16 protein-coding genes and 1 pseudogene are annotated in these 14,277 nt (G+C 69.1%); 14 read left to right on the top strand and 3 right to left on the bottom strand.

The window, feature by feature from the left end:
* Nucleotides 1-228 precede the first annotated feature (228 nt).
* The 5 genes from C0481_RS18170 (at nt 229) to C0481_RS18150 (ending at nt 4,235) form a co-directional block, all read left to right on the top strand.
* Nucleotides 229-819, top strand: a complete 591-nt coding sequence (locus C0481_RS18170) for a DNA-3-methyladenine glycosylase I (RefSeq protein ID WP_293406437.1) — start codon at nt 229-231, stop codon at nt 817-819.
* Nucleotide 820: 1 nt separating this feature from the next.
* Nucleotides 821-1,447, top strand: a complete 627-nt coding sequence (locus tag C0481_RS18165) for a ribonuclease HII (RefSeq protein ID WP_293406435.1) — start codon at nt 821-823, stop codon at nt 1,445-1,447.
* 50 nt (nt 1,448-1,497) lie between these two features.
* Nucleotides 1,498-2,550, top strand: a complete 1,053-nt coding sequence (locus C0481_RS18160) for a DUF2332 family protein (RefSeq protein ID WP_293406433.1) — start codon at nt 1,498-1,500, stop codon at nt 2,548-2,550.
* Nucleotides 2,551-2,638: 88 nt separating this feature from the next.
* On the top strand, nt 2,639-3,721 hold the full coding sequence (locus C0481_RS18155) for a site-specific DNA-methyltransferase (protein WP_293406431.1): 1,083 nt from the start codon (nt 2,639-2,641) through the stop codon (nt 3,719-3,721).
* Between the two features lie 4 nt (nt 3,722-3,725).
* On the top strand, nt 3,726-4,235 hold the full coding sequence (locus tag C0481_RS18150) for a GrpB family protein (protein WP_293406429.1): 510 nt from the start codon (nt 3,726-3,728) through the stop codon (nt 4,233-4,235).
* Here C0481_RS18150 and mutY read toward each other — a convergent pair.
* Nucleotides 4,232-5,278 carry an A/G-specific adenine glycosylase gene (gene mutY / locus C0481_RS18145; RefSeq protein ID WP_293406427.1) on the bottom strand — a complete coding sequence of 349 codons (1,047 nt, stop codon included), beginning with the start codon at nt 5,276-5,278 and terminating at the stop codon, nt 4,232-4,234. The genes C0481_RS18150 and mutY overlap by 4 nt on opposite strands.
* Before the next feature lie 59 nt (nt 5,279-5,337).
* On the opposite strand from mutY, the gene C0481_RS18140 reads away from it, so the two are divergent.
* From C0481_RS18140 to C0481_RS18100, 9 genes are all read left to right on the top strand, one after another.
* Nucleotides 5,338-5,883 (top strand): DciA family protein, encoded by a 546-nt coding sequence (locus C0481_RS18140; RefSeq protein WP_293406425.1) that lies wholly within the window; start codon nt 5,338-5,340, stop codon nt 5,881-5,883.
* 86 nt (nt 5,884-5,969) lie between these two features.
* A complete protein-coding gene (locus C0481_RS18135) occupies nt 5,970-6,587 on the top strand; it encodes a DsbA family protein (RefSeq protein ID WP_293406423.1) in 618 nt (205 codons plus the stop codon).
* Nucleotides 6,588-6,589: 2 nt separating this feature from the next.
* Nucleotides 6,590-7,204: a thioredoxin domain-containing protein gene (locus C0481_RS18130; RefSeq protein WP_293406421.1), complete on the top strand. Its 615-nt coding sequence runs from the start codon at nt 6,590-6,592 to the stop codon at nt 7,202-7,204.
* 16 nt (nt 7,205-7,220) lie between these two features.
* Nucleotides 7,221-10,664, top strand: coding sequence for an AAA family ATPase (locus C0481_RS18125; RefSeq protein ID WP_293406419.1), 3,444 nt, complete (start codon nt 7,221-7,223; stop codon nt 10,662-10,664).
* 227 nt (nt 10,665-10,891) lie between these two features.
* Nucleotides 10,892-11,242 carry an AtpZ/AtpI family protein gene (locus tag C0481_RS18120; protein WP_293406417.1) on the top strand — a complete coding sequence of 117 codons (351 nt, stop codon included), beginning with the start codon at nt 10,892-10,894 and terminating at the stop codon, nt 11,240-11,242.
* Between the two features lie 16 nt (nt 11,243-11,258).
* Complete coding sequence (locus tag C0481_RS18115) at nt 11,259-12,044, top strand: F0F1 ATP synthase subunit A (RefSeq protein ID WP_293406415.1); 786 nt, start codon at nt 11,259-11,261, stop codon at nt 12,042-12,044.
* Between the two features lie 52 nt (nt 12,045-12,096).
* On the top strand, nt 12,097-12,321 hold the full coding sequence (locus tag C0481_RS18110; protein ID WP_183772054.1) for a F0F1 ATP synthase subunit C: 225 nt from the start codon (nt 12,097-12,099) through the stop codon (nt 12,319-12,321).
* A gap of 77 nt (nt 12,322-12,398) precedes the next feature.
* Nucleotides 12,399-13,001: a hypothetical protein gene (locus C0481_RS18105; RefSeq protein ID WP_293406412.1), complete on the top strand. Its 603-nt coding sequence runs from the start codon at nt 12,399-12,401 to the stop codon at nt 12,999-13,001.
* Nucleotides 13,001-13,504: a F0F1 ATP synthase subunit B gene (locus C0481_RS18100; RefSeq protein WP_293406410.1), complete on the top strand. Its 504-nt coding sequence runs from the start codon at nt 13,001-13,003 to the stop codon at nt 13,502-13,504. The genes C0481_RS18105 and C0481_RS18100 overlap by 1 nt, the downstream gene beginning before the upstream one ends.
* A 10-nt stretch (nt 13,505-13,514) precedes the next feature.
* On the opposite strand, the gene C0481_RS18095 is transcribed toward C0481_RS18100, so the two are convergent.
* Both C0481_RS18095 and C0481_RS18090 read right to left on the bottom strand, forming a co-directional pair.
* Entirely contained in the window at nt 13,515-13,919 is a 405-nt protein-coding gene (locus C0481_RS18095; RefSeq protein WP_293406408.1) for a hypothetical protein, read from the bottom strand.
* A gap of 120 nt (nt 13,920-14,039) precedes the next feature.
* Nucleotides 14,040-14,277, bottom strand: a pseudogene (locus C0481_RS18090) (aminomethyl-transferring glycine dehydrogenase subunit GcvPB); the annotation flags it as partial.

Raw genomic sequence — 14,277 nt, 5'->3', positions numbered from 1 at the left:
GAACGGGAGATGAGGGAATTTCCGTCGCTCGTGTTGCGGTCGTTCGTCAGGATCGACAAAAACCTGCCGCGCGCCGATAGGCGCCGATAGACACTGAAACATGCCGCGACAAACCGCGCCCTGGCGTCGCTATCGGCGGCTTGCTGCAAGATCGGCGGCGAAACCTGCCGATAGGCCCTCTATCGGCAGGCTTGTGACGCTCCCTGCCGAAAGCCAAGACTGCGCCCCATGACCGGCGACCTGATTCGATGCGGCTGGCGCGGCATGGCCGGCGACCCGCTCTACGAGGCCTATCACGACACCGAGTGGGGCGTGCCCGAGTACAGCTCCCGCGCGCTCTGGGAGAAGCTCGTCCTCGACGGCTTCCAGGCCGGCCTCGCCTGGATCACCATCCTGCGAAAGCGCGACGCCTTCCGCGAGGCCTTCGCCGGCTTCGATCCCGAGGTCGTCGCCCGCTTCGGCGCGGCCGAGCGCGCCGCCCTGATGGCTAACGCCGGCATCGTCCGCTCGAACGCCAAGATCGACGCCGCCATCCAGAGCGCGCGGATCTATCTCGACATGCGCGAGAAGGGCGAGGACTTCAGCCAGTTCATCTGGAGCTTCACCAACGGCCGCGTGGTCCAGAACAAGTGGAGCGAGATCGGCCAGGTGCCGACCCAGACCCGCGTCGCCGAGGAAATGTCCAAGGCCTTGAAAGCCAAGGGTTTCAAGTTCGTCGGCCCGGTGATCGTCTACGCCTTCATGCAGGCCACCGGCGTCGTCAACGACCATCTGACCCGCTGCCACCGCCACGAACAAGTCAAACGGCTGGTGCGTTAGTATGCCTGACATGATGCTCGAACTGGCCTGTCCGACCGGCCCCGTCTGCGGGGTGGACGAGGCCGGCCGCGGCCCCTGGGCCGGACCGGTCAGCGCCGGCGCGGTGATCCTCGATCCGAACCGCGTGCCCGAGGGGCTCAACGACTCGAAGAAGCTCAGCGCAAAGGCCCGCGACGCCCTGGAACTGGAGATCAAGTCGTGCGCCGTGGCCTGGGGCGTCGGCTTCGCCAGCGTCGACGAGATCGACGAACTGAACATCCTGCACGCCACCGGCCTGGCCATGCGCCGGGCGGTCGAGGCGATGGCCGTCACGCCGGCCTTCGCCCTCGTCGACGGCAACTACAAGTTCAAATTGCCCTGCGAAATCAAGACCGTGGTCAAGGGGGACTCGATCAGCGCCTCGATCGCCGCGGCCTCGATCCTGGCCAAGGTCGCCCGCGACCGGCTGATGGTCGAGATGGACGGCCTCTATCCCGGCTACGGCTTCGCCGGCCACAAGGGCTACCACGCCCAGGTCCACGTCGAGGCGCTGCGCACGCTCGGCCCCTGCCCGATCCACCGCCGCGGCTGGGAGCCGATCCGCCTGGCCCTGATCGAACGCGGCGAGATCGCCCGCGTCGTCGATTGATCAATTGAATCAAGATTGACGCTTCGGCCCCGCGGACCGATCGCAGGGACATGGACAGCGCCCTCGCCCCCTCGCTCCGCCTCCAGGCCCAGGCCTGCCTGGCGCTTGGCTCGCCTTTCCATGGCCAGCTTCTGGAGCTGGCCGCCGAGGACCTCGACGCCGGCGGTCCGACCGCCGGACTGCTGACGCCCTGGAACGGCCAGGACCTCCGCGGCCTGATGGCCGCGGCCGTCCCGCTGCGGCTGCTGGGGGCCCTGCACGACCTGGTGCTCAGCGGCGATGATCCTGCCCTCGCCGACGCCTATCCCAAGCCTGGAAAGGATTTCGACGCCGGTTCCGCCTGGCGCGAGGCCCGCCGCGCGATGGCCCAGAACCCCGCCCGCCTCGCCGCCTTCATGGACCACGAGCCGCAGACCAACGAGGTGCGCCGCTCGGCCGCCCTGCTAGGCGGCTTCCTGATCGTCGCCAAGGAGACAGGCTTGCCGCTGCGCTGCTTCGAGATCGCCGCCAGCGCCGGGCTCAACCTCTCCTGGGACCGCTATCGCTACGATCTTTCAAGCTCCGCCTGGGGTCCGGAAAGCCCGGTGCTGCTGCCCTCCGACTGGTCCGGGGCCTTGCCGCCCCTGGACGCGCAGGTCCGCGTCGTTCATCGCCAGGCCTGCGACCGCCGACCGGTGGACCTTAAGGATCCCGTCCAACGCCGACGTCTTGTGGCCTATGTCTGGCCCGATCAGTTCGACCGGCTCGAGCGAATTCGGGCGGCGATCGACGTTGCGCTCGCAAACGGCATCGAAGTCGAGGCGGCCGACGCCGTCGACTGGACCGCGCGTTCTGCGGCCCCGACGCGAGGCGCGGCGACGGTGATCTATCACTCGGTGTTCTGGCAATACATGCCGGCCGAGAGCCAGACTGCGCTCCGCCAAGCCATTGAAAATCTTGGCGCCTTAGCCACGCACGACGCCCCGCTGGCCTGGCTGCGCATGGAGCCGCCGCCCGAGAACATGGCGATCATGGAGGTGAGGCTGACGATGTGGCCCGGTGGACAAGAGCGCGTCCTGGCGGTCGTTCACGCCCACGGCGCGTCGGCGAGATGGACCGGTTAACCAAGATCAACGGCCGTTAACCACGTTCGGTAAACACGCGTTCACCACGAGGACTCAGGATTCTGACTCCGGACATCGAGGTGAGATTATGGGCGTTCAGGCCGACACGATCATTCACGGCGACTGCATCGAGGAGCTGAAGAAGCTGCCCGAGAAGTCGGTCGACCTGGTCTTCGCCGACCCGCCCTACAACCTCCAGCTCGGCGGCGACCTGCTGCGCCCCGACAACTCCAAGGTCGACGCCGTCGACGACCATTGGGACCAGTTCGAGAGCTTCGCCGCCTACGACAAGTTCACCCGCGAATGGCTGACCGAATGCCGCCGGGTGCTCAAGGACGACGGCGCGCTCTGGGTGATCGGCAGCTATCACAACATCTTCCGGGTCGGCGCGACCTTGCAGGACCTGGGGTTCTGGCTGCTGAACGACATCGTCTGGCGCAAGTCCAACCCGATGCCGAACTTCAAGGGCACCCGGTTCACCAATGCCCACGAGACCCTGATCTGGGCCGCCAAGGGCCGCGGCTCGCGCCGCTACACCTTCAACTACGACGCCATGAAGATGGCCAACGACGACGTCCAGATGCGCTCGGACTGGACCTTCCCGCTGTGCACCGGCGAGGAGCGCCTGAAGGACGAGAACGGCGCCAAGGCCCACCCGACCCAGAAGCCGGAAGCCCTGCTGCACCGCCTGATCCTGGCCTCCACCAAGCCCGGCGACATCATTCTCGATCCGTTCTTCGGCACCGGCACCACCGGCGCGGCCGCCAAGCGCCTGGGCCGCCGCTATATCGGCCTGGAGCAGGACGAGAAGTACGTCGCTCTGGCCAAGGACCGGATCTCGAAGATCATCCCGATCGCCCCGGGCGACCTGGAGGTCACCGGCTCCAAGAAGTCCGAGCCGCGCGTGCCCTTCGGCCAAGTGCTGGAAGCTGGCCTGCTCAGCCCGGGCGACGCGCTCTACTGCCCCAAGGGCGAGCGTATGGCCCGCGTGCGCGCCGACGGCAGCCTGGTGGTCGGCGATCTTTCCGGCTCGATCCACAAGGTCGGCGCCATGGTCCAGTCGGCCCCGGCCTGCAACGGCTGGACCTACTGGCACTTCAAGTCCGACAAGGGCCTGGCCCCAATCGACGTGCTGCGCGCCAAGATCCGCTCGGCGATGCCGCAGGCCTGAGCCCGTGGCTTACGGCCTTGGGCTTGAGCGGACGGAGAACCGCCTGGCGGCGTCGCATCCCCAATGGGGACAGGCGTTCGAGGAGGAGGCCGCCCGCATCCGCGCGGCGGTCGGCGCCGACATCCTAGCGATCGAGCACTACGGCAGTACGTCGGTGCCGGGGCTTTCGGCCAAGCCGATCATCGACCTGCTGATCGGCGTCTCCGACCTGGCCGTTGCGGACCGCCACGCGTCGGCCATGGTCGCGCTGGGCTATGACGACGCTGGCGACGGCGGCGTCGAAGGCCACCGCATCTTCGGCAAGGGCTCGACGCGCACCCACCTGGCTCACTTTGTCGTCCACGACGGCCCTGAGTGGATCGCGACGTTGCGGTTTCGAGACATGCTCCGCGCCAATCCCGAACTAAGCGCCGCCTATGAGCAGTTGAAGACCCGGCTGGTCGCCGAGCATCCCACCGACCGCGCCGCCTACACCGCCGGCAAGTCGAGGTTCATCCTGGCGGCCCTGGCCTAGAGCAAGTTGCTCAGCCCCGCCCGCGCGGCCTTGAGGAACACGCTCGGCAACGCGTCGAGACCCGAGCGCGGCGTCCAGATCAGGCCCTCCGCGTCGCCCTCGGCGCGCAGCAACCGCAAGGTCAGACTGAAGTGCGTGAAGACGTGCTCGACCTCGCCCACCGCCCGCCAGTCGGCCCCCACCGGCGCTGCCGCCGCGCCCTCGGCGTCGGTCCAGCCCGTAGCGCGCCAGTCGCTGGTCGGCAGGGCCAGCATGCCGCCGAGCAGTCCCTTGGGCGGCCGGCGCACCAGCGCCACCTCGCTCCCCCGCGTCAGGATATAGGCCACGCCGTTGCGGTGTGGCCGCGCCGCCTTGGGCGTCTTGCGCGGATAGGTCTCCGGCGCGCCGCCGGCCAGCCCGACGCAGAATTCGGCCACCGGGCAGCGGTCGCAGAGCGGCGCCTTGGGCCGGCAGACTGTGGCCCCGAGATCCATCAGCGCCTGGGCCCAGTCGCCCGGCCGCTGGTCGCGGACCAGCGCCGCGGCCAACGTCTTCAACTCTGTCTTGCCATCGGGCAGCGGCGTCTCCACCGCAAACAGCCGCGCCATCACCCGCTCGACATTGCCGTCGACGACGTTGGTCGGCAGATCGAAGGCGATCGCCCCGACCGCCGCCGCGGTATAGGGGCCCAGCCCGGGCAGCGCGCGCAGCCCCTCCTCGGTGTCGGGGAAGACGCCGCCGTGGTCGTTGGCCACGGCGCGAGCGCAGGCCAGCAGGTTGCGGGCCCGGGCGTAGTAGCCAAGCCCGGCCCAGGCGGCCATCACCTCGCCGTCGTCCTCGGCCGCCAGGTCGCTGACGCGCGGCCAGCGATGGGTGAACTTCAGGAAGTACGGCGTCGCGTGCGGCACCGTCGTCTGCTGGAGCATGACCTCGGACAGCCACACTCGGTAGGGATCGGCGCGCACGCCAAGGCCATGATCGGCCGGCCCCACCCGCCAGGGCAGGTCGCGGGCGTTAGCATCGTACCAGGCCAGCAGGCGGTCGCGGAGCGTCTCGGGCGTCACAGGGTCTCAGCTACCCGATCCTCGCCTCGGACGGGAGCCTTGTTGTAGGGTGGCGTCAGATGCCCCGTCCCCTGCCCACTCCCGCCGAAGCCGCCGAGATCCTGGCGCGCAAGCGCACGCGGCCCCAACACCGGCCGCCGCCGGTGGCCGGGCGGGGTCTGTCCAAGCTGCTCAAGGAGCTGGACGCCAAGTACGGCCAGGGTCCGGGCGCACTGCAGGCCCGCTGGCGCGAGATCGTCGGCGTCGAACTGGCCAAGCGCACCGAGCCGGTGAAGCTGACCAAGCCGCGCGGCGGCGGGCCTGGCGCGCTGGAGATCCGCGTCGCCGGCGCCTCGGCCGCGCTCATCCAGCACCAGGCGCACGAGATCGTCTCGCGGGTGAACCTGTTCCTCGGCGAGGGGGCGGTGAACAAGCTGCGCATCGTCCAGGGCCCGCTGCGCAACGCCGCTTCGATCGAGCCCAAGGCCGCCCGCAAACGCGCCGCGCCGCTCGACGCCGCCCGCGAGGCCGAGCTCGCCAGGTCACTGGAGAACGCTCCCGACGGCCCCCTGAAAGCCGCATTGCTGAGGTTGGGTCGGGGCGTTATGCGGCGGAGAACCAGCTGAGCCTGGTTGACTTTGCCCCGGCGCCCACGTTCCACGGGCCGGGAATCGCGCTTTAATCTTTCATTCGGACTTCCGCAGAGGTGCAAATGCCGAACTTCAACCGTCGTCTTCTCGTCGTTGCGGCCCTGGGCGCGCTCGCGCTGGCCGGCTGCTCCAAGAGCGGCGGCGCCGGGTCCGTCGACACCGCCGACATGACCCTGGGCGATCCGAACGCCAAGGTGAAGATCGTCGAGTACGCCTCGCTGACCTGCAGCCACTGCGGCAAGTTCAACAACGAGGTCTTCCCCGAGTTCAAGAAGAAGTACATCGACACCGGCAAGGTGCATTACACCTTCAAGGAATTCCTGACCCCGCCGAACGAGGTGGCCGCGGCCGGCTTCCTGACCGCGCGCTGCGCCGGCAAGGACAAGTACTTCCAGGTCACCGACGCCATCTTCCATGCCCAGCAGGAGATGTTCACCACCGGCGACATGCGCGGGATTCTGCTGCGCACCGCCCAATCGGCTGGCATGACCGAAGAGAAGTTCAACGCCTGCATCACCGACGAAGCGGCGCTGAAGGCCCTGAACGAGCGCGTCGAAAAGGCCGTGAAGGTCGACAAGATCACCGCCACGCCGTCGTTCGTCGTCAACGGCAAGAAGGTCAAGGAAGGCGAGATGACCATGGCCGAGCTCGACGCGGCCGTCGCCGAGGCTTCGAAGTAAGCATGCGCCAGCCGAACCGCCGCATCGCCGTCGCCGTCTTCGGGGCGGTCGCGCTCTGCGCCGGTTCGGCCCTGGCCGCCCCGGCGGCCCTGCCCGACGACATGACGCTGGGCGACCCCAAGGCCAAGGTGAAGCTGGTCGAGTATGCCTCGCTCAGCTGCAGCCACTGCGCGACCTTCAACAACGAGGTCTTTCCGGCCTTCAAGAAGAAGTACATCGACACCGGCAAGGTCCATTACACCCTGCGCGAGATCCTGACGCCGCCGGCCCAGGTGGCCGCCGCTGGCTTCATCACCGCCCGCTGCGCCGGCAAGGACAACTACTTCACCGTCGTCGACGCGGTGTTCCGCGGCCACGAAGAGATGGTCAAGACCGGCGACGCCCGCGCGGTGCTGGTCGGCGCGGCCAAGCTCGGCGGCATGAGCGAAGCGCAGTTCGAGGCCTGCCTCTCCGACACCGCCAACCTGGATGCGCTCAACGCCCGCGTGGCCAAGAACGCCAAGGACGGTGGCATCACCGGCACCCCCACCTTCGTCTTCAACGGTAAGAAGGTGAAGGAAGGCGAGATCACCGCCGCCGAACTCGACGCCGCGGTCGCCGCGGCCTCCAAGCGGTAGGAGGCGCCCCCGGCCCGTGCACTTCCAGCGGCTCCGACTCTCCGGCTTCAAGTCCTTCGTCGATCCGACCGAGTTTCGGATCGAGCCCGGAGTCACGGGCATCGTCGGACCGAACGGTTGCGGCAAGTCGAACCTGCTGGAAGCCCTGCGCTGGGTGATGGGGGCCAATTCCGCCAAGGCGATGCGCGCCGGCGGCATGGACGACGTGATCTTCGCCGGCTCGGGCAATCGCGCCTCGCGCAACCACGCCGAAGTCGTCCTGACCATCGACAATTCCGCCCGCCGCGCGCCGCCGGCGTTCAACGACGCCCCGGTGCTCGAGGTCGTGCGGCGGATCGATAAGGGCGCCGGCTCGACCTACAAGATCAACGGCCGCGAGGTCCGCGCCCGCGACGTCCAGTTGCTGTTCGCCGACGCCTCCACCGGCTCGAACTCCCCGGCCCTGGTGCGCCAGGGCCAGATCTCCGAGCTGATCGCCGCCAAGCCGCAGAACCGCCGCCTGATCCTCGAAGAAGCCGCCGGCGTCTCGGGCCTGCATTCGCGCCGGCATGAGGCCGAGTTGCGCCTGCGCGCGGCCGAGGCCAACCTCGCCCGCCTCGACGACGTCTCCGGCGAACTTGAGACCGCGCTCAACCGCCTGCGCCGCGAGGCCCGCCAGGCCGAGCGCTACAAGAAACTCTCCGCCGAGATCCGCGCCCTGCAGGGCGCGGTGCTGTTCGCCCGCTGGTCCGAGGCCCGCGACGCCGCCGTGCGCCTGCGCGAGGAAGCCGCCGCCGCCGCCGCTGCGGTCGAGGCCAACACCCGCGAGGCCGCCACCGCGACCACCCGCGCCGCCCAGGCCGAGGAGGCGATCAAGCCGCTGCGCGAGGCCGAGACCATCGCCGCGGCGATCCTCAACCGCCTGGCCATCGACAAGGATCGGCTGGAGCGCGAGGGCGAGGCCCTGGCCGCCGAGGTCGAGCGGTTGACCGGCGACCTGACCCGCATCGACGGCGACCGCGCCCGCGAGACCCAGATCGCCCACGACGCCCAGGCCGCCCTGGCGCGGCTGGTCGAGGACCTGGAAGCGCTGGAGGCCGCCATCGCCGCCGCCCCCGAGCGCGTGCCGGAGCTGGAAGCCGCCGCCCGCGCCGCCGAGGAGGCCCGCATCGCCGCCGACAAGGCGGTCGAGGAACTGGCCGCCCTGGCCGCCGCCGACGAGGCCCGCCGCCGCGCCGGCGCCGCCCGCGTCGACGAGGCCCAGAACCGCGTCTCGCGCACTCGCCGCGCCCTCGATCAGGCCAAGAGCGAGCGCGCCCAGCTAGGCCCCGCCGTCACCCCGCAGATCGAAGAAGCCCGCGCCGAACTTGAGCGCGCCCAGGCCGTCCTGGCCGCCGTTCGCGCGGCGCTCGAGACCGCCGAGGACGAGCGCGGCAAGGCCGCGGCCGCCGAGACCGAAGCCCGCGAAGCGGCCCGCAAGCAGGACGAGCACCTTGGCCGTCTGACCGCCGAGGCCCGCGCCTTGGCCCAGATCGTCGCCCAACAGCGCCGCGCCGGCTTCGCCCCGGCCCTCGACTCGGTCGTTCCGGCTCGCGGCTATGAACGCGCCGTCGCCGCCGCGCTCGGCGACGACCTCGACGCCGCTCTCGATCCCAAGGCCCCCGCCTATTGGGGCGGCGGCGAGACCGCCCCCGCCGCCTGGCCGCCCGGCGTCGAGCCGCTGGCCGGCAAGGTGAAGGCGCCCGACGCCCTCGCCGCCCGCCTCGCCCACATCGCCGTGGTCCCCCGCGAGGATGGCGATCGCCTGCAGGCGTCGCTGCCGACCGGCGCGCGGCTGGTCTCCAAGGAAGGCGACCTCTGGCGCTGGGACGGCTTCGTCGCCCGCGCCGACGCCCCCAAGCCGGCCGCCATCCGCATGGAGCAGAAAACCCGGCTGGCCGAGGTCGAGAGCGAAATCGAAGGCGTCGCCCCCAAGGCGGCGAGCGCCAAGGAGGCCCTGCAGGCGGCCTCCACCCGCGTGCGCGCCGCCGAGGACGCGGTGCGCAACGCCCGCCGCGAACCGCCGGCCGCCGAGCAGAAGGTGACCATCGCCCGCGGCGTGCTCGAGAAACTCGACCGCGAGGCGACTCGCCGCGAGGCCCAGGCCCAGTCGCTGGACGACATGATCGGCCGCTTCGAGGCCGAACTGGCCGACGCCGAGCAGATCCTGGCTGTCGCCGTCGCTGAAACCTCCAGCCAGAGCGAGGCCGGCGACCTGGTCGAGCGCCTGGCCGCCGCCCGCGCCGCCGCCGGCCCGGCTCGAGAGGCCGCCTCGGCCGCGCGCTCGGCCCTCGAGCTGGAGGTGCGCGAACGCGACGGCCGCGCCCGCCGCCACGAGAACCTCAAGCGCGACAGCGACGACTGGACCCGCCGCGGCAAGACCGCCGCGCGTCGGCTGGACGATCTGGCCGAGGGCCGCGCCAAGGTGCAGGCCAATCTCGACACCGCGCTCGAAGCGCCGGCCTCGCATCAGGAACGGCTCGGCAAGCTGCTCGACGAACTGGCCGCCGCCGAGGCCCGCCGCGCGCAGTCCGCCGACGCCCTGGCCCAGGCCGAGGCCGCCCGCACCGAGGCCGACCGCGCGCTGCGCGCCGCCGAGGGCGCGGCCGGTGAAGCCCGCGAACTGCGCGCCTCCCTGGCCGCCAAGCTGGAAGCGGCGATCGAGCGCCTGACTGAAATCACCACCCAGATCCGCGAGACCGCGCGCATCGAGCCTGAGCAACTTGGCCGCCAACTGGCTGAAGAAGCCGTCGCCATTCCGACCGACGCCGGCGGCATGGAGGCTCACCTCTACGCCCTGGAGCGCCAGCGCGACTCGATCGGGGCGGTGAACCTGCGCGCCGAGGAGGAAGCCGGCGAGCACGCCGCCCGCCTCGAGACCATGATGAGCGAGCGCACGGACCTGACCGGCGCCATCGCCAAGCTGCGCCAGGGCATCGACGAACTGAACGGCGAGGGCCGCGAGCGGCTGCTGGCCGCCTTCGAGATCATCAACGAACACTTCAAGACGCTCTTCCAGGCCCTGTTCCAGGGCGGCCAGGCCGAACTGCGACTGGTCGAGTCCGAAGATCCGCTCGAAGCCGGCCTCGAAATCTACGCCTGCCCGCCCGGCAAGCGGCTCTCGACCATGAGCCTGATGAGCGGCGGCGAGCAGGCCCTGACCGCCTGCGCGCTGATCTTTGGGGTGTTCCTGGCCCAGCCGGCGCCGATCTGCGTGCTCGACGAAGTCGACGCCCCGCTCGATGACGCCAATGTCGATCGCTACTGCAACCTGCTCGATGAAATGCGCCGGCGCACCGAGACCCGGTTCATCACCATCACCCACAATCCGGTGACCATGGCGCGGATGGATCGGCTGTTCGGAGTGACCATGGCCGAGCGCGGCGTCTCGCAACTGGTCTCGGTCGACCTGCGCCAAGCCGAGGCGATGGCGGCGCAATAAGCCTAGGTTCCGCAAGGGAATCTGCGCGGTAGCTAACGTCAGTTCCCGACAACCGAGCGGCGCGGGCGGTGGACGAGTTGTCGCGACGCCATTTTCCCAAGCAATTACAACGCGCTAAATCACACAACCCCAGCCTTGACGCACCGCACCCGCGCCTATAGGTTCCGCGCGACTTGAAGCCCCGGCCGCGGCGGGCGACGTCGTGGTTCCAAAAGGCCGCCCGACGCATGCCGCATCCGGACAATTCGCGCGACGAGGCCATTAAGCGCCTCGACGAGAGGGCTGCGGCGCTGGAACAGCGCACTACCCCGATCGTGCGCGACTACGGTTCCAAGGCCGCCGGCTACGGCTATCGCCTCATGGGCGTGCTGATAGGCGGGGTCTTTGTGGGACTGGGCTTCGGAGCTGGGGCGGACGTCGTTCTGAAGACGGCGCCTTGGGGGATGATCATCGGAGTCCTAGTGGGCTTCGGCGTTTCTATTTGGATGGCCGTTCGTTCGGCCCAGCGCATGACCGCCGAAGCGGCGAGGGAATGGGGTCCTGTGCAGGACCTCCCCCCCGACGACGAGGACGATTGAGGGAGTTCGAGGCGGCATGGCCGACCCGATGCATCAGTTCGAGATCCACAAGGTCGTGGATCTGCCTTCGTTCAGTCTGCCGGGCGTCGGCTCGATTGACATGTCGATCACCAATTCGACCGTCGCCATGCTTTTGGCTGCGGCGCTGGTGGTTGTGTTCTTCGCGGTGACCACCGCCAAGGCCGCCGTCGTGCCGGGCCGCTTGCAGGTCATCGGCGAGGGCATGTTCGGCTACATCGACGACCTCGTCTCCGGGATCATCGGCCGCGAAGGGCGCAAGTTCTTCCCCTACATCCTGACCCTGTTCATGTTCATCCTGATGATGAACTTGCTGGGCATGTTCCTGGTCTTCACCGCGACCTCGCAGCTGGCGGTGACCGCCTCGCTGGCCGTGATGACCATGCTGATCGTCATCATTTACGGCGTGCTGCGCAACGGCGCGAACATGTACAAGCTGTTCGTTCCGGCCGGCATCCCCTGGTACATGCTGATCCTGGTCACTCCGATCGAGATCCTCTCCTTCCTGCTGCGTCCGGTGACCCTCGCCCTGCGTCTGTTCGGCAACATGCTGGGCGGCCACGTGGCCATGAAGGTCTTCGCCGGGTTCATCATCTCGCTGGGCGCTCTGGCTGCCACCGGCGGCGTCGCCTCCCTCGCCTATGTGGCGGCGGCTCTCTCGCTGGGCGGCGTCGTCGCTCTGACGGCCCTCGAGTTCCTGGTCGCCTACCTGCAGGCGTTCGTCTTCGCGGTTCTGGCCTGCGTCTATCTCAACGACGTGGTCAACCTCGGCCATCACCACTGATCGGCCGTCGCACTCAACAACCCTCTTCAACTTTCAAACGGGACTGAAAACTATGGACGCTGAAGCCGCTAAGTTCATCGGCGCTGGCCTCGCTACCCTGGGCATGATCGGCGCCGGCATCGGCGTGGGCACCATCTTCGGCCACTTCCTGGCGGGCGCCACGCGCAACCCGTCGGCCGCTGGCGGCCAGTTCACCAACCTGATCCTCGGCGCGGCTCTGACCGAAGCTCTGGGCATTCTGGCCTTCGTGCTCGGCCTGCTCATCCTGTTCTCCTAAAGCCAGATCCGCAGGTCCCGAGGGGCGCGTCGTCATCGCCGCGCCCTGACCTGCGTTTATAAGGACGCCTAAGCCTTATGGCCGCCGAGACCACATCCCACGAGGCCGTCGCCGCCGATCACGGGGCTCACGCTCCGGCCGGCACGACGGAAGTCGCCGCCCATGGCGGCGGCGAGAGCGGAGGTGGCCTGCCCCAGTTCGAATTCGAACATTGGGGCGGCCAGATCGTCTGGCTCTTCCTCATCTTCGCTGTCCTCTACATCCTGCTGGCCAAGGTCTTCATTCCTCGGCTCCGCATGATCCAGGACACCCGCGCGGCGACCATCGCCGATGCGGTGACCCAAGCCCGCAGCGTTCAGGCGGAAGCCGAGGCGCAAGCCAAGGCCGCCCAGGCCGAGATCGACGAAGCCCGTGCTCGCGCGCGCGGCCTCGCCGTCGACGCCAAGACCAAGGCCGCCGCCGAACTGGCCTCCAGCCAGAAGGCCGAAGACGAACGTCTTCAGGCCCAGATGGATGAGGCCGAGGCTCGCATCCGCGGCCTGCGCGACCAGGCCATGACCAACGTCCGCGGCATCGCCGGCGAGACGGCCCAGGCCATGGTCGAGAAGCTGACCGGTCAGAAGGTGACCGCGGCCGAGATCGACGCGGCGCTCACCGCCCGCGTTCAAGGAGCCGCCTGATGCCCGCTTTCCTTAATCCCGCCAACGCGGAGTTCTGGGTCGGCGTCGGCCTGCTGATCTTCTTCGGCATCGTGATCTTCGTGGCTAAGGCCCCGAAGGCCATCAACGCCGCTCTGGACGCCACGACCGCCAAGATCCAGGCCGACCTGGACGAAGCGGCCCGCATCCGCGAGGAAGCCCAGCGCCTGCTGACCCAACTGAAGGCCGAGCGCGCCGAAGCCGAGGCGCAAGCCAAGGACATGCTGGCCGCCGCTCAGGAAGAGGCCCGTCGCTACGAGGCCGACGCCAAGGCGAAGCTGGAGGAGAGCCTGGCTCGCCGTCAGCAGCTCGCCGAGCGCAAGATCGCCAACGCCGAGGCGCAAGCCGCGGCCGAGGTGAAGGCCGCCGCCGCCGACCTGGCGGCTCAGGCCGCCGAAGTGGTGCTGACCCAGCGCCTCTCCGGCGTGAAGAGCGATCCGCTGGTCGACCGTGCGATCAGCCAACTGGGCTCCAAGCTCCAGTAGGAACTACGGTTTAGCGCCGGCGTCTGAAAAGGCGCCGGCTGCGAACCATGAAGCGAAGGCCCTTAGGCGCCAGAAGACGCTCGATCTTCAAAGCCTGATGCCAGGACATCTTCAGGATTTGCGGATCCCGCCGCAGCAGCCGCCGGATCGGCGAGATCACCCGCGGGTGCGCGTGATGCAGGCGGACGAACTGCCGCCGCGCCTTGAACGAATTGCGCAGGATCACCATCAGGCCGACGACGATCACCGGGATTCCCCCGGGACCGGGTAGCGGCGCGATCAGCACGCCGGCGAGCACGATCACACCGCCGACCATCACCAGGCCAAAGCGCACGAGTCGCCCCGCGAGATCGCGGGTGACGTCGTCGGTGGCGCGATTACCGCGCACGCTGGGCATGGCGAGTGACACGTTCATAACCTGGATTGAGCCCGCGCGCCGAACTGGGGAGGACCAGCGGTCGGGCGTCCTGCCGATATGAGAACCTATCTAGGACTCGTAAAGGCGACCCAGCGGTTAAATTTCGTCCACTTGCGGCTATTCGGCGGCGAGCGGCGCCGGGGACACACCCTTGCCCTCGGGACGCCAGGTCAAACGCGGCTTGCGGGCCGCCAGCGTCTCGTCCAGCCGGCGCAGCGGGGCCAGATAGGGGGCCCCCTTGAAGCGCTCGGCATCGCCGGCCTTGGCGGCGTGCGCCAGGGCGATCAGCGCCTCGCAGAACCGGTCCAGCTCGTGCTTGGGCTCGGTCTCCGTCGGTTCGATCAGCATCGCGCCA

Origin of the sequence: Phenylobacterium sp. (assembly GCF_013822795.1) — a bacterium.
In the GTDB taxonomy this organism is placed as follows: domain Bacteria; phylum Pseudomonadota; class Alphaproteobacteria; order Caulobacterales; family Caulobacteraceae; genus Phenylobacterium.
The sequence above is the reverse complement of the archived record's forward strand: the minus strand, read 5'-3'. Positions and strand labels throughout refer to the sequence as shown.